We start from the raw sequence: 19,535 nt of genomic DNA on the forward strand, positions 1-19,535 counted from the left end.
AGCCCCTTAGAGTTTCCAGTCGGTGGCCTGCAGCCAGGTTTCGAGGGTCATCAGGTCCGGGTGTGCCGCGCGCAGGGCTTCGACGTCGAAGGCGTTGGCGGGGTGTTCGTTGAAGTAGGCGAACATTTTCGCGACCTGTTCGTCGAAGGCGCGGATCTGCTCGATCGGGACCTGGACGGCGCGGGCGGGCAATCCGGCGTGGCGGCCAAGGGTTTCGGCGATCTGGTTGGGGGTCAGGACGTCGCCCGCGAGCCCGACGGCCTGGCCGAGGAACTCCTCGGGCCGGTCGAACGCGATGGCCGCGAACTTGCCGATGTCCTCGATGGCAATGAGCGGCATGGGCACATCGGGGTCGACCGCGAGCGCCAGCACCAGCTCGTCCCCGTGCCGTTGCGGCCGGTTGTAGGTGGCGAAATTGTCCATGAACGACACCGGCCGCAGCATGGTCGCGGGCAGGTTCAACGACCGGATGTATGCCTCGATGTGCTCCTTGGCGTCGTAGTACTCGATGCCGGAACCGGCATCGACGCCATTGAGCGAGCTGTAGACCAGGTGCGAGATCCCAGCCTTGGCGGCCAGATCGGCGATGGTCTTGCCGTGCCGCTCTTCGTCCGCCACCGCTTCCAGGCTGATATTGACGCCCCGCATCATGGTCAGCATGAGGAAGACTCCGTAGGCCCCGTCCATGGCGGCGCGCAGTGAATCCTCGTCGTCGAGGTCGCCGGTGACGAGCTGAGCGCCCGCCTCGGCGAGTTTCACCGCTGCGGGCGCTTCCGGATCGCGGACGAAAGCCCTTACCGTCCAGCCTTTTTCGAGCAATGCCCGGGCGGCCGCCCCGCCTTGCCTGCCGGTTGCCCCAATGACCAGTACCGGTCCCCTGTGCTCAGTCACGCCATGCTCCCACCGTTCGCGATCTGCTGATCACCGTAAGAAGCCGCACGCGAACCTGTCCTGGTGGCGATACTGCTACCCAGGTACCTGTACACGGGAAAAGCGAAATGGTAAGCGGCAAAGGCAGTCCTGATCCGGCGCTGGCGCGGCACGCCCAGCTCGGTGAGTTCCTGCGGGCGCAGCGGGCCCGCCTGCAACCCCACGATGTCGGCCTGCGGCCCTATGGCGATCCGGCCCGCCGCCGCACGCCGGGTTTGCGGCGCGAGGAGGTCGCGGAGCTGTCCGGGGTGGGCCTGACCTGGTACACCTGGCTGGAGCAGGGTCGTGAGGTGGATGCCAGCCGTCAGGTCATCGACGCCCTGGCTCGCACGCTGCGCCTGGACGCGGATCAGCATCGGCACCTGCGTTTCCTGGCCGGTCTGTCCGAGCCGGACGAGCAGCCCACCGAGGCGGATCGATCCCGGCTGCAACGAATGGTCGACGCGGTGATGCCCAATCCGGCCGCGATCTACGACGCCGCCTTCGACTATCTGGTGTGGAATCACGCCTACGTGCGGGTCCGCCACGACCCGCTCGACGTGGCCCCGCATCAACGCAATCTGCTCTGGATGATGTTCACCGACAAGGTGAATCGGCAGCGCATGCCGCGCTGGGAGTCGGCCGCGCAGGCGGTGCTGAGCCAATTGCGCGATGCCCTGGGCCGCCGCCCGGGCGATCCGCGCCTGGCCGCGCTCGTGCACGGCTTGAATGTCGCCAGCCCGGAGTTCCGCCGCTGGTGGTCGGAATACCCGATTCACCGTTTCCGCCCGGCCGGGATCAGCGTGGAGCATCCTGGAATCGGCGTCGTCGAGTTGGAGCTGTTCCAATTGCGCCCGGTGGAGAACCCGAGCCTGCTGATGGTCGTGCAGGTTCCCGCGAGCGCCGAGGCGGCGAGGCGTATTGCCGCACTGCTGGCAGCGGAAGATTCGGGTCGCGATGTCACGAATTCGTGAGCGGTATCGAGGGTCGCCGCACCGTCGTGACCCGTCGTGGTGCAGGATAGACAAAGCTTGTTGCCGTCCCGTGCATTCCATTGCGCCGGGATGGTCTTTTCATGTGCGTCATACGCATCACCGCCGAAGACAAGGAGACCGATGACGGACCCGGATACGGCGCCCGACCGCAAGGGCTATCGCCGAGTGCTCCTCAAGCTGGGTGGCGAGATGTTCGGCGGCGGCAAGGTCGGTCTCGATCCCGATGTGGTGCAGGCCGTGGCCGAGCAGATCGCCGAGGTCGTCTCCGAGGGTGTCCAGGTGGCTGTGGTCATCGGCGGAGGGAACTTCTTCCGTGGCGCCGAGCTCGAGGAACGCGGTATGGAGCGGGCTCGCTCCGATTACATGGGCATGCTCGGCACCGTCATGAATTCCCTTGCCCTGCAGGACTTCCTGCAGAAGCAGGGGATCGACACCCGAGTGCAGACCGCCATCACCATGGGTCAGGTCGCCGAACCGTATCTCCCGTTGCGCGCCAAGCGGCATCTGGAGAAGGGCCGCGTCGTGATCTTCGGCGCGGGAATGGGCATGCCGTACTTCTCCACCGACACCACGGCCGCGCAGCGCGCCCTGGAGATCGGTGCGGAAGTGGTGCTCATGGCCAAGGGCGTCGACGGTGTCTTCACCGCGGACCCGCGCGAGGATCCGGACGCCACCCTGTTCACCGAGATCACGCACAAGGAAGTCCTGGAGCGCGGCCTGAAGGTGGCCGACGCCACCGCGTTCAGCCTGTGCATGGACAACCAGATGCCGATGCTGGTGTTCAATCTGTTGACCAAGGGCAATATCGCCCGCGCGGTCGCCGGTGAGAAGATCGGCACCCTGGTCCGTTCGTGACCGCTGCAAAGCCGAATGAGTAGAACGATGACGCTGTGGAGGAAACGCCGTGATTGAAGAAGCGCTCTTCGACGCCGAGGAAAAGATGGAGAAGGCCGTCGCGGTGGCGAAGGACGACCTGGGAACCCTTCGGACCGGTCGCGCGAATCCGGGCATGTTCTCCCGGATCGTCATCGACTACTACGGTTCGCCCACCCCGATCACCCAGGTGGCGTCCATAACGGTGCCCGAGCCGCGCATGCTGGTGATCAAGCCGTACGAGCAGTCCCAGATGAACGCGATCGAGACCGCGATCCGCAATTCGGATCTGGGTGTGAACCCCACCAATAATGGCGACATCATCCGGGTGAGCGTCCCGCAGCTCACCGAGGAGCGGCGTCGCGAGATGGGCAAGCAGGCCCGCTCCAAGGGTGAGGACGCCAAGGTCTCCATCCGCAATGTGCGCCGCAAGGCCATGGATGAGCTGGGCCGCATCCAGAAGGACGGCGAGGCCGGTGAGGACGAGGTCGGTCGTGCCGAGAAGGATCTGGACAAGACCACCGCCAAGTACGTCCATCAGATCGACGAACTGGTGAAGCACAAGGAAGCCGAGCTGCTCGAGGTCTAGGCCTGGCTGCTCGAAAGTTCCGGCCCGGTCCGGCCGGGGGTAGGGACGAACGGACGACAAGTGAGCGACGGGACAATCGTGGCCGAAGAAACTGCCGCCGCCGGCAATGCGACGCCGCCCGATCAGGGTGCGGTCGTGCCGGTGGAGGATGCCTCCGTGCCGGTCGAGGACACCGCGGCTGATACCGCTGCCGCGTCGGGCGACGGCAAGGCCCCCGCGTCCAAGGCGGGGCGCAATCTTCCGGCCGCGTTGGCGGTCGGACTCGCACTCGGTCTGTCTCTCATCGCGATTCTGCTGTGGGCGCCCAAGGTGCTGATCGGCGTGATCGCGGTGGCCATGGCGGTGGCGACCTGGGAGGTGGCCAAGCGCCTGCGTGAGGCCGATGTGCTGGTGCCGCGGGTTCCGCTGCTGGTGGGCGGGCAGGCGATCATCTGGCTGGCGTGGCCGGCCGGACCGCAGGGCGTGCTCGGCGCGTTCGGTGCGACGGCGCTGACGGTCATGGTGTGGCGCCTGTTCGACCACGGCCTGCAGGCGACGCCGCGAAACTACCTGCGCGACACCGCGATCAGCATTTTCACCCTCGCCTGGGTGCCGCTGCTGGCCTCCTTCGCGGTGCTTCTGCTGCTGCAGGACGACGGCAACCTGCGGGTGCTGACCTTCATGATCCTGGTGGTCTGCTCCGATGTCGGCGGCTATGTGGCGGGCGTGCTGTTCGGCAAGCATCCGATGGTGCCGCACATCAGCCCGAAGAAGTCCTGGGAGGGCTTCGGCGGCTCGCTGGTGTTCTCGGTCATCGGCGGCCTGCTGACGGTGACGCTGCTGCTGCAAGCCAATTCGATGATCGGCGTGCTGCTGGGCGTGGGCCTGGTGCTGGTCGCCACCAGCGGCGATCTCATCGAATCGCAGGTCAAGCGCGAGCTCGGCATCAAGGACATGGGTACGCTGCTGCCCGGCCACGGCGGCATCATGGATCGCCTGGATTCGATGCTACCGTCGGCCTTCGTGGCCTGGCTGGTGTTGACCGCGCTGCTCTGAGTCGAGCAGCGCGGCCTGGTTCAGCTACTTACGCGGCGACCGTCGCGTGGGTGCGCGGACAATCCGTGGTCAGTGGGAGATCCGGTCCGATCAGGATCGGATCGAACTGAATGTTCGAGACGCCCAGCGGTCGCAACATCGCGCGGAGCGCGGTGGGGGAGAGGCGAATCCAGCCTTGCCTGCTTCCCATTGCGGCGATCAGGTGATCCGGATCGCTGAAAGCGATGCCGATTCGCCCGCCCTGCGGAAGTCGTCCGGTCTGTAGCACGGTCGCCTCGAGGCGGCGTGACACATGCACCGGAACGACGCAGGTTTCTCGCTCTTCATCCATTCGCGAAACATCCCCTTCACCGGGTCGCTCGTTGAACCTGACCGCCACCCTCGTCGGTGGCGTCGGTGCCGAACGTAGGTCGGTTGCGGGGATGCGGGACCGGGTCCTTACACAATCAGAACGCCCACGGTGGCAGCTGTGGGCGTTCTCTTGACGGTCGTGTGGTCCGGCTCACGACCGTGCCGGTCTTAGTTGGACTTCTTGGCCGCGCGGCGCAATTGCAGGATGCGGTAGCCGCCGACCAGCGCGGTCGAGAGCGCGCCGATGAACACGGACAGCAGGACGAGCACGCCGATCGGCAGGTTCCACTGCCAGGCGAAGAAGTCGACCTTGGCTTGTTCCAGGTTCTGCAGGATGAAGATCAACACCAGAATGCCGAGAACGGCGGCGATCACGAGGCCGATCCAGGCGTAACCGGCGCGGGTCTTCATCACGCCCGCATGCTTGCCCTTGGCAGGTTTGCTCGGGGTCGGGTCCGCCCCGGAGGTTGGTACGGCGTCGGTGGTCATTGCTTGATCATTGCTGATGGCTATGACCAGTGCACGTATATTGCCGCTTATCTTGCATATGTCGTTCTGCCACGAGTTTGCTGTCGAGGTTTCGACGCATCTCGGCCGGGTGTGACGAGCGCATCTCACCCCGACGGCCTACAGGGGCCTTCCGGATGGAAGAATAGGCGGGTTATGACTGCCGCCCCGCTTCCCCTCGTATTCGACGCCCCCCGCCGTGGCATGCCGCCGAAGCATCTCGCCGACCTCGACGCCACCGAGCGCAAGGCGGCCGTGGAGGCGCTGGGGCTGCCGAAGTTCCGGGCGGACCAGATCGCGCGGCAGTACTACGGGCGGCTGCTGGCCGATCCCGAGCAGATGACCGACCTGCCCGAAGCCATGCGCGCCAAGGTCGGCGAGGCATTGTTCCCGCCCCTGCTCACCGCCGTCCGCCACATCTCCTGCGATGACGGCAGCACCCGCAAGACCCTCTGGAAAGCGGGCGACGGCACCCTGCTCGAGTCGGTCCTCATGCGCTATCCGGACCGCGCCACCCTGTGCATCTCCAGCCAAGCCGGTTGCGGCATGGCCTGCCCCTTCTGCGCGACCGGTCAAGCGGGCCTGACCCGCAACCTGTCCACCGCCGAAATCGTCGACCAGGTTCGCGCGGCAGCCGCGGCCCTGCGTGACGGTGAAGTGGAGGGTGGCCCCGGCCGACTCTCCAATATCGTCTTCATGGGCATGGGCGAACCCCTCGCCAACTACAAGCGAGTCGTGAACGCCGTCCGCCGCATCACCTCCCCGGCCCCCGACGGCCTCGGCATCTCCCAGCGCAATGTGGTGGTCTCCACCGTCGGCCTGGCTCCGGCCATCCGCAAGCTCGCCGACGAGGACCTGTCGGTGACTTTGGCTGTCTCCCTCCACACTCCGGACGATGAACTCCGAGACACCCTGGTGCCGGTCAACAATCGCTGGTCGGTCGCCGAAGTCCTCGACGCCGCAAAGTATTACGCCGACAAGTCCGGCCGCCGAGTCTCCATCGAATACGCCCTCATCCGAGACATCAACGACCAGCCCTGGCGCGCCGACATGCTGGGCAAGAAACTCCACAAGGCCCTCGGCTCCCGAGTCCACGTAAACCTCATCCCCTTGAACCCCACCCCGGGCAGCAAGTGGGACGCTTCCCCGAAACCCGTTGAGCGCGAATTCGTCCGCCGAGTCAACGAGCAGGGCGTCCCCTGCACCGTCCGCGACACCCGCGGCCAGGAAATCGCCGCCGCCTGCGGCCAGCTCGCCGCCGAGGGCTAGAGCCGTACGATCGCAGATACTTCCGACGGCGATACTATCGGCTGCGAAAGTATCTTCGTCAGTAGTTTGCCCAGTTCGGAGCTGCGGCTAGTCGCCGCAGTCCTGCCCGATCTGCTCCGACAGAGACACCGCTGAGGGGAGCGACGATGACCTACCCACCACCGCAGCCGAATGAAGATCCGGCGCAACGGCCCTATTCGGATCCGGCCGCGCAGCAGTCGTACCCGCACCCGTATCCGCCCGCGCAGCAGCCGTACCCGGCAGCGTCCGGGCCGCAGCCGTATCAGGATCCCGCTGCGTATCAGCCTTATCCGGGGATGGCGCAGTATCCCGGTGGACCGGCAGCCGGGGAGCGGAAGCCACCGCAGTCGGTCATGAACGCCTTCTATCTCATGCTGGCCGGTGCGGTGCTGACGCTGCTCAGCACGCTGTACGGCTTCACGCAGCTGTCGACGGTGCGGGACAAGGCTTCCGAGAGCTCCGACGGCACCCTGACTCAGAGCAACGTCGATACGATCGTGAAGGTCTCGTTCGGCTTCGGCATCGTGATCGCGCTGATCTCGATCGGCCTCTGGATCTGGATGGCGTTCGCCAACCGGGCCGGAAAGAACTGGGCACGGATCACGAGCACCGTATTCTTCGGCCTCTACTCCCTGTCCATGCTGCTCACCGTGGTCAGCTTCTTCCTGCCCACATCCGACACCCCGGTGATCTCCACCATTTTCGGCTTCGTGACGTGGTTCGTCGGCCTCGCCGCCCTGATCCTCCTGTGGACCAAGCAGTCCAGCACCTACTTCCGCCCCGCGCCCACCTACGCGCCCTATCCCGGCCCATACCCGGGTCCACCTCGTTGACGATTCCGATGCCCTAATTGTCTGAGACGGATTATCCTGTGGGGCATGGACAGTTTGGTGACGGTGCTGTCGCGGATGGCCGGTGGTGCTCATCGGATCGTGTTCGATCGCACGAATGGCCGTGTGCTGGGCGGTATTCCGGGAACCAAGGTGGTGCGGTTGACCACGGTGGGGCGCAAGAGCGGGGAACCCCGGGTCACCATGCTGAGTACGCCATTGCCGGTGGACGATCGAGTGGTGTTGATCGCCTCGTTCGGCGGCGAGCCTCGACATCCACAGTGGTATCGGAATCTGTGTGCGGATCCGCATGTCACGGTGAATATTTCGGGGGTCGAGCGCCCGATGGTGGCTCGTACCGCGGACCCCACCGAGCGGGCGGAGCTGTGGCGGCGCATCGTGCGCCGTGCGCCCAACTATGCGCTGTATCAGCTGCGGACCTCACGTGAGATTCCGGTCGTGATACTGGAAGAGCCTTCGGAGACCTAGTGCGCCCGAGATGCCGTGTGATAATCCCGCGGTGGGTGAACCAATCGGTAGGGCCGCGTGGCGGGAGCTTATCGACCGATTTGTCGAACAGCGGGAGCGATTTTCGCCTTTCGAGGGTGGATCGTTCACATACCCGAATCCGGGTGCCGATGAGGCACAGCTGCGTGCGGCCGAGGTTCGGCTGAGGGGGGAACTCGACCCTCAGCATCGGGAGTTCCTGTCCATTGCCAATGGCTGGGATCGATACCTGGGCACTTCCGGTCTGCTCGGCACGCAGGATCTGGGCGTGGGCCCGCGCTGGGAGGGCGGTCTCGACGAGGCCGAACGGTGGTTTCTGAAAAGCCGGACCGGCGGGGAATTGGGTGTCGCGAACGAGCCGGTCGCCTTTCGGATGATCGGTGATCACGACCTGCGGGCGGGTGGCGGCCACAGCGTCTACATGTATATCGGCGACGAACCCGCGCTCGCGGCGGGCACGACCTTCGGTTTGCCACCGCGGGTGACTTATCCGGATCTGTACTCGTTCCTGTGCGCCGAGCTCACCGGTATCCATGCGCTTGTCCCGTCGGCGTCGCTGTGGCGCCGCCCCATCGAGGACATCTGTACCGCGCTGGCCGCCGTGCCCGGCGACGTGCTGGTCGACACCATCTTCGACACCCGTGAACCATGGTGGCGGCGTGGTTCGTGCGTGAAGGCCCTGACCGGCCGAATGACCCCGGTACGGGCAGCGCGGCTGCTCGACGTCGTCCGGGATGAGCGGGCGGAGGAGGAGGTCAGAGGCGCTGCGCTCGACGTGCTCGTGGCTTCGGACGATGGGCCGCACACCGCCGCGCTCCGTGCGTGGCTGCGCTCCGCGCCGACGGCACGGTACCGATCCCTGACATCGGCGATAACCCGCGCCAATGGGCGATTCCGCGATCTCCACGCGGTGGACCACCTGATCGAGCTGGCGGCCGCGAAATGGGGTCCTTCCCGCGAAGACGCCCGGCGCGCCATCGACCTGATCATCGAGACACACGGCATGCGTGCGGTTTTCGGTGTCGACTCCGCTCGCGAACTCATGTTGAGCGGTGCCACCATGGACCGCCGATTGTTCGGCGTACGGCTGCAATCGCTCAGCGGAGGTGACCTCAGCGCCGCACTGGCCGATTCGGAGGTGGAAGTCGCCCGCGCGGCCTACGAACGGCTCGCGGACGACCCGGCCTCGACCGTCGCACTGCTGCGGATGGTCGACGAACGTGCCCCCGGGCACCTGTGGGCACTGGCAACCCTTGCGACACAAGGCCATCCGATCAGTGAGCATCTGACGGAGTTCGGAACGCCGCTACTCGAGCTGCCGGGACTGCCGCCCGATGCCCGCACCGCGATTCTGCGGATGTGGCCGCCTGGACAGCCCGGGGCACGAATCGAGGAGGTCGATGTCACCGACGGCAGCGGAGTGATCGATGTCCGAGGGATCGGGCACGCCCTGGATATCCCCAGGGGCTGGAGCAGCCACTGCCTCTTGCGTATCGCCGGGAAGGTGACCGACCTCGACACCACGGCATATGAAGGGTCCATAGGCCGATTGGTCGCCCGCGCCCCGGACCGGCCGCCACGACCGGAAGCCATGGCCGCACTGCGGGATCTGACCATAACCGGGGAGACCACCGCACCACTGCGCGTGGCGCTGCGACCACTACTCGAGCTGCTCACCCCGGGACGATACGAGCTGCGCGGCCCAGAACCCGTCTGGCAGGAAACTCCCGGGATGGTCCACACGCGCACGATGCCCAGCGCGATCGTGATCGATGTCCAACCGGACGCCCCGCAGTGGTTCTACCCGGGAGACGAGGTCTACCTGGTTCCCACCGAAGCCTGGCCGCCCGCCGATGAGACTGCGGTGCAACGGTATCGAGAGCAGATCCGCCAGGGAGTGCGCCCCGCGCTGATCGGGCTGCGAACCATCAGTCGACACCAGTGGAGCGGATTCGTCATCGACGGCCACCACAAACTGTCCGCATACCTGAGAGAAGGCGCAGTCCCCTCCATCGTATGGATCACCCGCCTCGACCCGCCTGAAATAACCGCCGCCGAAATCCGTGAAAACTTCCCGGACTTCGCCGAGACTCATCAGCGATTCCGCAGCCTGCTCCGGGTCCTCGACGAAAACGAAAGCCGGGTGATCACAGGAGATCGCCGTCATTCCCCGGGGTGAGTATCGGGCCCGGACGCCCGTTCCCCACATTTCGGGCAGTAGAAAAGGGATCCGGCGTGATCACATCGCTGCTGCCATAGGTGGTCGCGGATCGTACGCACAATGAAATCGATGTGTTCGACCGGTGTTTCGCCGAGCTGCGTGTCGATCCCTTCGGCTATGACGTTGCCTTCGGTGAGTGCCACCTGCTCGGTTATCGGTTCAGATGAATCCGAGAAGTCGATGATGCGTTGGGTGAAGTGCCCGGTGTCCCGGAGGTCCAATTCGATGCGCCAATTCCCGTGTCGCTCACGGAAGTAGAAGCTGTGCCCGTCGACATCGCCGTGCCACTGTTCCGGCGCCATCGAGGTCGTCCGTTCGGCGACCACGTCGGCCTGGCCGGCCAGCCACTCTCGGATCTGCGCCTCCTCCTGTTCGTGTGCTCGACGCAACTCTTCGGCCGCTTCGCTGTTGTGCCATCGATCCAGCCAGTTCCGATGTTGGGCAATCCGCCGCTCCTCCGACCAGGAACAAGGGCAATCCAGGCCATCACCGTGCATCGACGACAACCGTGGGTGGCATCCGCACTGGCAAGGCTCGTCACCTCTGGCGGCGGGGCGGAACAGCACATCTATAACCCGCTCGGCCGTAGCCGAATCGATCCCGGCCTCACACGCGAGATGCTCGGCGTAACGCTGCCGCCGCCGAGCGTGTTCGCCGGCCTCCTCCGCACGGCGACGAGCCCGCTCCTCGTCGTCGCCGAATTCCACCAGGAACAGGTCGGCCATTGGCGCAAAGTACCTGCACTGCCGGGTGCCTGTCACTGGAGTTTCGGCGATCGGACGGCAAGCCTTCCTCGGGGCGAACCGCGCCGACGGGTCTGTGGCCTGTGGCTAATGCTCGACTGCGACAGGCGGAAACTGTTGGATGCGAAGGTGTTTGGATTACCTTGAGATATTACGGCTGATCGCGCGGCGGCCTTGTCGCGGCGCTACCTCGGGGAGTCGTGTCCATCTGGCAATCGTGACCGGTTCAGCTGATGGTCCGCGCCACCGGCTCCTTTGTCCGGGCTTCGCGGGTGCGGGCACGGGCCTCGTTCCCGGCTCGGGTGTGGCCGCTGTCCGCGTCAGGAGCGCCCGCTATCTCGATCCCGGGCGCGGGCATACCCCTCGCGATCAGCTGCGCGACGTGGCCGGGCAGCTCGCGGTGCAGGCCGCGTTCGTAGGCCAGTTGGGCGGCCTCGCGGGCGCGGGCCGCGTCGAGTTCGCGTTGTTGCTGTACGGCCTTGTCGGCGGCTTCGCGGGTGCGGGCGATCTCCTGGAGGCGCGCGACACGGTCTCTGGCGTTCTGTTCCCTATGGAGCTGCTGGCTGTCGATCAGCTCGAGTTGCTTACCGGCGGACCGCTCGAGCTGCTTACCCAAGGCGATGGCGCGGTTGACCTCTTCGCGGGTCGGGCGTTCGACCGTGAAACTGTCGGCGTGATCCCGTGCGAGCGCGTTCAAACTTTTCTGGATCGACGGGTCGATTTTGGTGTCTGCGGGAATCGACCACGTGATCTGCCAACCGGCCTGGATCAGCTCGCGTTCCTTTTCGAGCTGGATCAGAGTTTTAGGGTCCTTCAACTGCCGCCCGGATTTGTACTCGGTCGCCTTACGTTCGGTGAGGTTGGCCGAATCGAGCTTTCGCGGACCGAATTCCGTGGAGACCGTCACCTCACGCTGGTAGCCGCGCTCGGGGGTCTCACCCCGCTCGTGCGCGCGGCCCGTGTGATAGTTGTCGGCGCGTTCATGAATTTTGCGGACCCGTGACTTCTCAGCGCGGTCCTGGCGTTCTCGTTCGAGCCGGGCACGTTTGAGGGGGTCGAGTTCTTCGGGCATGGTGTCACCCCTGCCCGAAGGTGCCGCACCCCCGAAGGATTCAGTTAGGGGTGTTTGTCAGCGAAGACCGGGCTGGTCGAATGGCGGTGGTCACGATCGGCGATGAGACCGCCGATCGTGCTGGTGAGGAAAAGACCGTCCTCGCCCGCATTGCGCAGATCCCACAGCGGATAGCTGGGGTCGTCGCTGAAGTCGAACGTGACGGCCGGACCGAACGCGTCGTACACCGGTGAGCCGATGCCGGGGATGTTGACCCAGATGCCGCCCACCCGCCGCACCAGGGCCTCCCCGAGGTAGGAGACGACCCGGTCTACGGCGGTGAAGTTCGCCGGGTTCTCCACGGCCGCGCGAGTCGCGAACCATTCGGGTATCAACACGTCGAACCAGTCGAGCATGGCGTCGGCGAACCGGTCACCGCTGGGCATCGCCCCGACCCGGTGGAGCAGCTCGTGCGGCAGTGCGGGCAGGGTGTCGGTGAACAGGGCCTCGATGCGTTCGGTGATGCAGCGTTGCAGGCACCACGCCGACCACGCCGGATCATGCTGAGCCTTTTCGTCGTACCAATCCTCATTGTCGGAGCTGCTCATGGGCCTCTGACCTCTCGCTGCGGATACTGGTGTGCCGTCAAGGGTAGCGCCGTCGCCGGTGCACAGGGGTCGACACGGCGTCGGGTGTGAATCATGGACTGACGCATCGGCTTTCCCCAGATCAGTGTGTTCGCAGCGCACCCGAGCGGGGGCGCACACTCAGCATGAACCCGCGCCATGACCGGGGTGTCCGAGTTAGTGTTCACTGGTGTTCACCGACGCCGCCCCGGTGACTGGGCCGCTGCTGCGCGAGCTGCGCACTGTCGCCGGAATCGGCTTGCGGCAGATGGCGATTCGGACCGCGTTCGCACCGAGCTACCTGTCGATGGTGGAGACCGGCACCAAACCGGTCACCGCGCCGGTACTGAAGGCGTACCGCGACATTCTCGGGGATCCGGTGCTCGGTCTCGGAGTGGACGTGGCACGGCTGGCCACGCCCGGCGCGACAACCCTCACCGACGTGGAGACGATTCTGGCGCGGTCGCGGCGACTCGAGGACACCGCGGGCGCTCACCTGGTGGTCGCGATGGCCCGCGGCCTCGACGGCCTCGCACGCGTGCTGGCCGGCCACACCGACACCGCGGCCCCCCTCGCCTCGGAGACGGCGCGGTTCCGTGGCTGGCTCGAACTCGCCAGCGGGCACCCGCACCTCGCGAACAAGGCACTAGCCGACTCGATCGTCCTGGCCGACACCACAGGCGACCCCTCCCAGCGGGCGCACGCACGCAGCTTCCGTGCCTACGCGCTGCGTGAGGCCGGTGCGCCCGCCCGAGCCCTGGACCTCGTCGACGACGCCCTCACGATCGGTGCTGTACATCCGATGCTGCGCGTCTACGACCTGTACGCGCGCGCGAAATACCTTGCCGCACTCGGCGATACCGCTGCCGCGCTGCGCGCCCTGCCCAAGGCCGACCGCGCCGCCGGGCACCTGGACTACCGCGACCCGCCACCGTACTCGTACTGGCTTACTCCCGGATTTCTCGGACTACAACGCGGGCGGGTGCTGTGGATCGCAGGCCAGCGCAATGGTGCGCGTGGCGAGGTGCTGGCCGGACTCGACGCACTGCCACCAGCCGATCGTGAGGCGAGCTGGGCAGGTAAGTGGCGGGCGGTCGCCGACGGCGCGGACGTCCCCGGATGACCGCCGACCACGGCGCACGTGGATGCGGCGGTCGCGCCTCGACCCACCGGAAAGGACCGAAATCCGTGAAAACTTCCCGGCTTTCGCCGAAAACCATGAGCGATTCCGCACCCTGCTCTCGGTACTCGACGACAACGAAGGCCGCGCGCTCGCCAGGGCGCTCAGTCGGGCTGATGCTCGGCGGTCCAGCCTGAACAGAGTAGGTCCAGGGATTCTATGCGGGTGCCGGCTGTGGCGAAGACGTGTTGTTCGGCAATGCGGGCCGCGTCGGGGGTGTTCGGGGGGTGCATGCGGACTCGCCAGCGGAGGTAGAGGCGGGAGCCGACTCGGCCGGCGGTGGCTTCGAGTACCTCGAATTCATCTTCCCCGCCGAACCAGTGCTGGAAGCGGTCGATCGCGGCGTCGACGCCGGTGGTGTCGAAGGGGCCGGGTGGGACCAGGCCGCGGAAGCGGACGTTGGGTTGGAGGTAGGCGGTCAAGGCTGGGAAGTCTCGGTTGGTGAGGGCTTCGAGGAAGAGGCCCGCTACGGGCCAGCCGGTGTCGTCGGACGGGGGTGCGGCGTCGGGCGATTGGGAGGTGATTGCGTTCATACCAATGGTTTACGGCGCGGGGGGAATGCGTCGCATCGGGTGAATACCCGATCTTCAGTGGTCGGCGGTGATGAGGCCGTGCCGCATGGCGTACATGGCGGCCGCGCCGCGGGTGGTGACGCCGATTTTGGTGTAGATGTGCTCTATGTGGCTGCCTGCGGTGCGGGGAGTGATGGAGAGTTGGCGGGCTATTTCCTTATTGGTGCGGCCACGGACCAGGAGTTCCAGGATTTCGAGTTCGCGGGCGGTGAGTCCGGCGATCTGGTGGGGGCGGCGGGGGACGTGGTGTCCGGCTGCGGCGAGGACGCCGCGCACCGCTTCGGCATCGAGGCGGCCCGCGGTGACTTCGGCCAGCAGTACGGTGGTCCGCTCGGCGGGCGGGACGGCGGGGCGGTGTGGGCGGTCTTCGCCTAGTGCCTGATACATCTCGGCGGCGGCGAGGAGTCGGGCGGGGAAGGGAATTGCGTTGCCGGACAAGCCGTGTGGGTAGCCGGAGCCGTCCAGGCGTTCGTGGCACAGGCTTGCGATCGCACCCACTCGAGCGAGGCGGGGGCTGCGGGCCAGCACTCGCTCGGTCAAGTACGGGACCATGCGGACGCGCTCCCATTCGGACCGGGACAGCGGTCCGGGTTTGTTCCAGATGCCGGTGGAGACGCCGATCGTGCCGAGGCGGCAGACCAATGCGGCCTGGGTGACCAGTTCGGCATCGTCCGCGGAGAGCCCGGTGCGATGGGCGGCCTCGCCTGCCAGCGCCGCGGTCGCCCGCGAATGGCCAAGGAAGCAAGGGGCTTTCAGGTCCGCGTAGTCGGCGAAGATCTCCAGCACGGCCGTCAGATCGGCCTCCGGCAGCGGCCGGTCCAGGGCCGCGCAGCCGTCGATGACCACGCTCCAGGCGTCCACCGTATCGATATCGTCGAGGATTTCGGCGCGGTAGCGATCGCACAGATCCACCAGATCCGGGTCGAATTCGGTGCCGCCGCGGGCGCGCAGCATGTCCACCGCCGCGCGCGATCCGCCGACCCGGCAATACATTTCGGCATCATCGGCGATCTGCACCACCCGCATCACCGCGGAGATCTGTGCGCCGCGCAGCCCGTCCGGTAGGCCCTTGCCGTCCCAGCGTTCGAACGCCTGCGGCAGCGCACCTCGCACATCGGCATGCAGTTGCAAGCGTTCGGCAATATCGGCGGTGGTCTGACAGTGCGTGACGAAGGTATTCATCGCATCCCGGAATCCGCCCGCCAGGAACCGCCCCGCCATGGTGAGCCGATGCAGCGGCGGCTGACCGGGCCCGAGCCGCCCGAGCAGGAACCGCATCATCGGCAGCCCCGCCTTGTCGATGAAATAACTGTCCGCCCGCAGCTGCCGATCGTCACCGAACCACTGCGCCATCTCATGCGAGTCGGCCACGCACCCGACCCAGGCCAGCAGCGAGACATAGAATGCCGCCGCCTGCTCCTCCCGGGACAGCCCCGCCGCCGCGGCCAGGCGGGTGGCGATCACCGTCTGGCGCAGCACATGCTCCTCGGGCTGCCCCAAACCGAGGTCGGTCGCCAGTGACAGCGAGGCGATCAGTTCGGCCAGCCGGAACTCCGATTCCGCATGGTCCGTCATTGCGAATGAGGCTACCGCCGGTATTCCGGCTGATCACGGAACCGGGCGATATGGGCGCGAGGTCAATCGATTCCGGCCCTGACCTGTGTCGCGGTGCGAACCTGGAATCCTTCGAGGCGAGGGGCCGCACAATCACGGTCATCGGCTTATGCTCGGGGTAACTGGCTCGTTTTCGTATCGAGGTCGCTGTGGTGCATGTCGATCCGTTCTCGACGCAACGCGACCTGACCTCCGGGTTCGTTGCGGAGCTGGAGGCTGCCGGATTCATGGGGCCCGCCGAGGTCGGGCGGGGTGGGTTCGGGGTCGTGTATCGCTGCTTTCAGGTCGCGCTGGATCGCACAGTGGCCATCAAGGTGCTCACGGCGGATCTGGAATCGGAGAGTCTGGAACGGTTCGTGCGTGAGCAGCTCGCCATGGGGAAGCTGTCGGGGCATCCGAATATCATCACGGTGTTCGAGGTGGGGTCCACGGCTACCGGGCGGCCCTACATTGTCATGCCGTTCCACTCGCACGGGTCCCTGGATGCGCGCATTCAGCAGCACGGTCCGATCGGGTGGCAGGACGTGCTGCATATCGGGGTGAAGATTTCGGGGGCGCTGGAGACGGCGCATCGGCGCGGGCTGCTGCACCGGGATGTGAAGCCGGGCAATATCCTGCTGACCGAATACGGGGAGCCGCAGCTGGCCGATTTCGGAATCGCCCGGCTGGCAGGCGGTTTCGAGACGACCGCGGGCACCGTGACCGGCTCGCCCGCCTACACCGCGCCGGAGGTCTTGCAGGGGCAGATCCCGGATGCGACCGCCGATATCTACAGCCTGGCCTCCACCTTGTTCTGCGCGGCCACCGGTCACGCGGTGTTCGAGCGGCAGAGCGGGGAACAACTGGTCGCGCAGTTCGTGCGGATCACCAAACATCCGATGCCGGATATCGGCGACTCGGGCCTGCCGTCCGATCTGACCGGCGTCATCGAACGCGCCATGTCGCGCGATCGGGGCGAACGTCATTCCAGCGCAGCCGAATTCGGTGCGGAGCTGCGCGAGATTCAGGAGCGGCACGGGCTCGCACCCGACGAGGTGCCGATCCCGCTCCCGGTCGCGGATTCGCTCGAACCGCGCACGCAAACGACACTCACCGGATCCGGGCGGCGGCGCAGCACGGTACGCACCGCCGCCACCGGCATCACCCCGCCGGTGCCCGCCACCCGCCTGCGGCCACCCACCCTCACCCGCGCGCTGGTCCAGCGCCCGCGTCTGCTGGAGAAACTGCAACTGCGAGACCGCAGGCTCGCGGTCATCCACGGCCCCACCGGTTTCGGCAAGACCACCCTGGCCGCGCAATGGTGTGCCGCCGAGACCGCCGTGGGCGGTTCGGTGGCCTGGCTGACCGTCGACAATGACGACGACAATGTGGTGTGGTTCCTCTCGCACCTGATCGAGGCGATTCGCGCGGTCCGGCCCGGCTTGGCGCGGGAACTCGGCGAGCTGCTCGAGGAGCACGGTGACGAGGCCGGGCGGTACGTGCTGACCTCGCTGATCAACGATATCGACCGGCGCGGTGAGCAATTGACCGTGGTCATCGACGACTGGCATCGGGTCTCGGATCCGGACGCCCTGGCCGCGCTGCGCTTCCTGATCGAGAGCTGTAGCCCGGTGTTGCGCGTGGTGGTGACCAGCCGCAAGCAGACCGGCCTGCCCATGAGCTCCATGCGGGCGCGCGATGAACTGGTGGAAATCGATACGGCCGCACTGCGTTTCGATGTGGACCAGGCCTACACCCTGCTGGTCGAACTGGGCGGGCTGGACCTGGATCGCAGCGATGTCGAGGATCTCACCGAGTCGACCGGCGGCTGGGTCGCGGCCCTGCGCCTGGCCGATCTGTCCCTGCGCGAGAGCGACGATCCCGGCCAGCTGATCGGGCAGCTCACCGGCCGCCACCACGCCATCGGCGAATTCCTGGCAGAGAATGTCCTGGAAACCCTCGAACCCGAGGTGCTCGACTTCATGGTCGCCACCTCGATCACCGAACGCACCTGCGGTGAACTGGCTTCCGCGCTCACCGGCGTCCCGGACGGGCAGGCGCTGCTGGAACAGATCGAACAGCAGGACCTGTTCCTGCGCCGCCTCGACGGCGGCAAATGGTTCCAATACCACCACCTGTTCCAGGATTTCCTGCGCCAGCGGCTCGAATACGATCTGCCCGAACGCATCGACGACCTGCACCGGGCGGCCTCGCGATGGTTCGCCGAGCATCGGCATGTCAGCGAGGCGGTGGATCATGCCCTGTTGGCCGGTGACGAGCTGTCCGCCGTCGAGATCGTCGAACGCGACGGCATGTCCCTGCTCGAATACGGGCAGATGGCCAGCCTCATCGGCCTGGTGAGCAAGCTGCCCCCGGCCGTCATCGAAACGCATCCGCGCCTGCAACTGGATCTGGCCTGGGCGAATATTCTGCTGCACCGCGCCGGACCGGCGGAACGCGCACTGCGCCTGGCGGAATCGACCCTGGACCGCAATGGCATGGCCCCCGAGGTCACCGCGCGCCTGCGCGCCGAGGCGGGCGTCCTGCACTCGGTGGTGACCGTCCGCGCCGATGTGATCACCGGCGTGGAGGAGATGCTCGCGCCCTGCTTCGCCATGGCGGACGAATTATCGGCGTATGTGGTGGCCATCGGCGCGAATGTGGCGAGCCTGGCCGCGGGCTACCGCTACGACTTCGACGAGGCGGTGCGCATTCAGGAGTGGTCCGCCCCGTACATGCGGCGAAACAAGGGCCTCTACAACAATATTCACGGATTATGTTTCCTCGGCATCGGGGCCAGCCTGCAACTCGATATCGAGCGGGCCGAGCAGTACTTCCGCCGCGCGCTGAAGATCGCCAAGCAGTCCGGTGGCAGCCACTCCTACGGCGCGCGCCTGGCCGGATCCCTGCTGGGTGAACTGCTCTACGAGCGCAATGAGATCGCCGAGGCGGAGCGCCTGCTCGACGAGGGCTACAAGCTGGGCGCGGACGCCGGTGTCACCGATTTCAAGCTGGCCCGCTATGTGGTCGGCGCGCGCGTCAAGGCGTTGCTCGGCGATCGTGCGGCCGCCATTCGCAGGCTGAACGAGGGTGCGCGCGTGGCACATTCGATGTCCCTGCCCCGCCTGCGCGCCGAGGTCGAGAACGAGCGGCTGCGCCTGGGCCTGCCCCCGCATCCCGAGTTCGGCCCGCTGCCGGTCATCGACTACGAGCACCGCCGCACCCCGGCCGACCCGATCGACGAATTCACCGTGCTCTACGAGGAATTCACCGCCATCCGCCTGCTCCTGGCCGAATCCTCCCCGGAGCGCACCGAACTCGCCTGGACCTGGGCCCAGGATTGGGTCGACCGCCTCGAATCCGTGCACCGCCCAAGGGAACTGCTCAAGGCCCGCCGCCTCCTGGTGGCCTGCCTGGCCTCCGCGGGCCGCACCGGCGAGGCCAAATCCCTGCTCGCCACCGTGACCGCCCAATGTGCCGAACACGGCTCGGTCCGCTACATCCTCGACGGCGGCCCGCACGTGGTCGCCACCCTCGCCGCCCTGCACGACGACCGCCTCACCGGCCGCTGGAACCCGGACTGGCCCGAGGTCCCCACCGCCTTCCTGCGCACCCTTGTCGAAGCCGACGCCGCCCAGAAGATCTAGCCGGGCGAGGGCCCGG

18 protein-coding genes are annotated in these 19,535 nt (G+C 66.6%); 10 read left to right on the forward strand and 8 right to left on the reverse strand.

Annotated features, from left to right (window positions below; translation table 11 throughout):
- Positions 1-6: 6 nt before the first annotated feature.
- Entirely contained in the window at positions 7-891 is an 885-nt protein-coding gene (locus AB0N05_RS05850; protein ID WP_364688037.1) for an NmrA/HSCARG family protein, read from the reverse strand.
- A 107-nt stretch (positions 892-998) separates the two neighbouring features.
- Between AB0N05_RS05850 and AB0N05_RS05855 the strand changes: the two genes are divergently transcribed.
- From AB0N05_RS05855 to AB0N05_RS05870, 4 genes are all read left to right on the forward strand, one after another.
- Positions 999-1,883, forward strand: coding sequence for a helix-turn-helix transcriptional regulator (locus tag AB0N05_RS05855; protein WP_364688039.1), 885 nt, complete (start codon positions 999-1,001; stop codon positions 1,881-1,883).
- A gap of 141 nt (positions 1,884-2,024) precedes the next feature.
- Positions 2,025-2,759: a UMP kinase gene (pyrH, locus tag AB0N05_RS05860; protein ID WP_364688041.1), complete on the forward strand. Its 735-nt coding sequence runs from the start codon at positions 2,025-2,027 to the stop codon at positions 2,757-2,759.
- Between the two features lie 49 nt (positions 2,760-2,808).
- Positions 2,809-3,366: a ribosome recycling factor gene (frr, locus tag AB0N05_RS05865; RefSeq protein WP_364688043.1), complete on the forward strand. Its 558-nt coding sequence runs from the start codon at positions 2,809-2,811 to the stop codon at positions 3,364-3,366.
- 156 nt (positions 3,367-3,522) lie between these two features.
- Complete coding sequence (locus AB0N05_RS05870) at positions 3,523-4,401, forward strand: phosphatidate cytidylyltransferase (RefSeq protein ID WP_364689525.1); 879 nt, start codon at positions 3,523-3,525, stop codon at positions 4,399-4,401.
- A gap of 28 nt (positions 4,402-4,429) precedes the next feature.
- Here the strand turns inward: AB0N05_RS05870 and AB0N05_RS05875 are convergent, their stop codons facing one another.
- Positions 4,430-4,732, reverse strand: a complete 303-nt coding sequence (locus tag AB0N05_RS05875) for an SAV_915 family protein (RefSeq protein ID WP_364688045.1) — start codon at positions 4,730-4,732, stop codon at positions 4,430-4,432.
- Between the two features lie 188 nt (positions 4,733-4,920).
- On the reverse strand, positions 4,921-5,241 hold the full coding sequence (locus tag AB0N05_RS05880; protein ID WP_364688047.1) for a lipopolysaccharide assembly protein LapA domain-containing protein: 321 nt from the start codon (positions 5,239-5,241) through the stop codon (positions 4,921-4,923).
- 174 nt (positions 5,242-5,415) lie between these two features.
- Between AB0N05_RS05880 and rlmN the strand changes: the two genes are divergently transcribed.
- From rlmN to AB0N05_RS05900, 4 genes are all read left to right on the forward strand, one after another.
- Positions 5,416-6,528 (forward strand): 23S rRNA (adenine(2503)-C(2))-methyltransferase RlmN, encoded by a 1,113-nt coding sequence (rlmN, locus tag AB0N05_RS05885; RefSeq protein ID WP_364688049.1) that lies wholly within the window; start codon positions 5,416-5,418, stop codon positions 6,526-6,528.
- Between the two features lie 146 nt (positions 6,529-6,674).
- Complete coding sequence (locus tag AB0N05_RS05890) at positions 6,675-7,382, forward strand: hypothetical protein (protein ID WP_364688051.1); 708 nt, start codon at positions 6,675-6,677, stop codon at positions 7,380-7,382.
- Between the two features lie 45 nt (positions 7,383-7,427).
- The gene (locus tag AB0N05_RS05895; protein WP_364688053.1) at positions 7,428-7,868 is read left to right on the forward strand and encodes a nitroreductase family deazaflavin-dependent oxidoreductase; all 441 of its coding nucleotides are present in this window, start codon (positions 7,428-7,430) and stop codon (positions 7,866-7,868) included.
- Between the two features lie 31 nt (positions 7,869-7,899).
- Positions 7,900-10,065, forward strand: coding sequence for a hypothetical protein (locus tag AB0N05_RS05900; protein WP_364688055.1), 2,166 nt, complete (start codon positions 7,900-7,902; stop codon positions 10,063-10,065).
- Here AB0N05_RS05900 and AB0N05_RS05905 read toward each other — a convergent pair.
- From AB0N05_RS05905 to AB0N05_RS05915, 3 genes are all read right to left on the reverse strand, one after another.
- Entirely contained in the window at positions 10,050-10,832 is a 783-nt protein-coding gene (locus tag AB0N05_RS05905; RefSeq protein WP_364688057.1) for a hypothetical protein, read from the reverse strand. The genes AB0N05_RS05900 and AB0N05_RS05905 overlap by 16 nt on opposite strands.
- 244 nt (positions 10,833-11,076) lie before the next feature.
- On the reverse strand, positions 11,077-11,922 hold the full coding sequence (locus AB0N05_RS05910; RefSeq protein WP_364688059.1) for a hypothetical protein: 846 nt from the start codon (positions 11,920-11,922) through the stop codon (positions 11,077-11,079).
- 44 nt (positions 11,923-11,966) lie between these two features.
- Positions 11,967-12,509, reverse strand: a complete 543-nt coding sequence (locus tag AB0N05_RS05915; RefSeq protein WP_364688061.1) for a hypothetical protein — start codon at positions 12,507-12,509, stop codon at positions 11,967-11,969.
- 208 nt (positions 12,510-12,717) lie between these two features.
- Between AB0N05_RS05915 and AB0N05_RS05920 the strand changes: the two genes are divergently transcribed.
- Positions 12,718-13,650 carry a helix-turn-helix transcriptional regulator gene (locus AB0N05_RS05920; protein ID WP_364688063.1) on the forward strand — a complete coding sequence of 311 codons (933 nt, stop codon included), beginning with the start codon at positions 12,718-12,720 and terminating at the stop codon, positions 13,648-13,650.
- Between the two features lie 161 nt (positions 13,651-13,811).
- Here the strand turns inward: AB0N05_RS05920 and AB0N05_RS05925 are convergent, their stop codons facing one another.
- Together AB0N05_RS05925 and AB0N05_RS05930 are read right to left on the reverse strand one after the other, a co-directional pair.
- Positions 13,812-14,240 carry a nuclear transport factor 2 family protein gene (locus AB0N05_RS05925; RefSeq protein ID WP_364688065.1) on the reverse strand — a complete coding sequence of 143 codons (429 nt, stop codon included), beginning with the start codon at positions 14,238-14,240 and terminating at the stop codon, positions 13,812-13,814.
- 54 nt (positions 14,241-14,294) lie between these two features.
- Positions 14,295-15,854 (reverse strand): HD domain-containing phosphohydrolase, encoded by a 1,560-nt coding sequence (locus AB0N05_RS05930; protein WP_364688067.1) that lies wholly within the window; start codon positions 15,852-15,854, stop codon positions 14,295-14,297.
- Between the two features lie 188 nt (positions 15,855-16,042).
- Between AB0N05_RS05930 and AB0N05_RS05935 the strand changes: the two genes are divergently transcribed.
- Complete coding sequence (locus tag AB0N05_RS05935; RefSeq protein WP_364688069.1) at positions 16,043-19,519, forward strand: protein kinase; 3,477 nt, start codon at positions 16,043-16,045, stop codon at positions 19,517-19,519.
- Positions 19,520-19,535 lie beyond the last annotated feature (16 nt).

Origin of the sequence: Nocardia sp. NPDC051030, assembly GCF_040683015.1 — a bacterium.
Lineage (GTDB): Bacteria > Actinomycetota > Actinomycetes > Mycobacteriales > Mycobacteriaceae > Nocardia.

Bases quoted from the DNA above. Each gene is read 5' to 3' on its own strand.
- AB0N05_RS05895 (WP_364688053.1), top strand. From the start codon at position 7,428: ATGGACAGTTTGGTGACGGTGCTGTCGCGGATGGCCGGTGGTGCTCAT.
- AB0N05_RS05915 (WP_364688061.1), bottom strand. From the start codon at position 12,509: ATGAGCAGCTCCGACAATGAGGATTGGTACGACGAAAAGGCTCAGCAT.
- rlmN (WP_364688049.1), top strand. From the start codon at position 5,416: ATGACTGCCGCCCCGCTTCCCCTCGTATTCGACGCCCCCCGCCGTGGC.
- AB0N05_RS05905 (WP_364688057.1), bottom strand. From the start codon at position 10,832: ATGGCCGACCTGTTCCTGGTGGAATTCGGCGACGACGAGGAGCGGGCT.
- AB0N05_RS05930 (WP_364688067.1), bottom strand. From the start codon at position 15,854: ATGACGGACCATGCGGAATCGGAGTTCCGGCTGGCCGAACTGATCGCC.
- AB0N05_RS05925 (WP_364688065.1), bottom strand. From the start codon at position 14,240: ATGAACGCAATCACCTCCCAATCGCCCGACGCCGCACCCCCGTCCGAC.
- AB0N05_RS05875 (WP_364688045.1), bottom strand. From the start codon at position 4,732: ATGGATGAAGAGCGAGAAACCTGCGTCGTTCCGGTGCATGTGTCACGC.
- AB0N05_RS05910 (WP_364688059.1), bottom strand. From the start codon at position 11,922: ATGCCCGAAGAACTCGACCCCCTCAAACGTGCCCGGCTCGAACGAGAA.
- AB0N05_RS05880 (WP_364688047.1), bottom strand. From the start codon at position 5,241: ATGACCACCGACGCCGTACCAACCTCCGGGGCGGACCCGACCCCGAGC.
- AB0N05_RS05890 (WP_364688051.1), top strand. From the start codon at position 6,675: ATGACCTACCCACCACCGCAGCCGAATGAAGATCCGGCGCAACGGCCC.
- pyrH (WP_364688041.1), top strand. From the start codon at position 2,025: ATGACGGACCCGGATACGGCGCCCGACCGCAAGGGCTATCGCCGAGTG.
- AB0N05_RS05855 (WP_364688039.1), top strand. From the start codon at position 999: ATGGTAAGCGGCAAAGGCAGTCCTGATCCGGCGCTGGCGCGGCACGCC.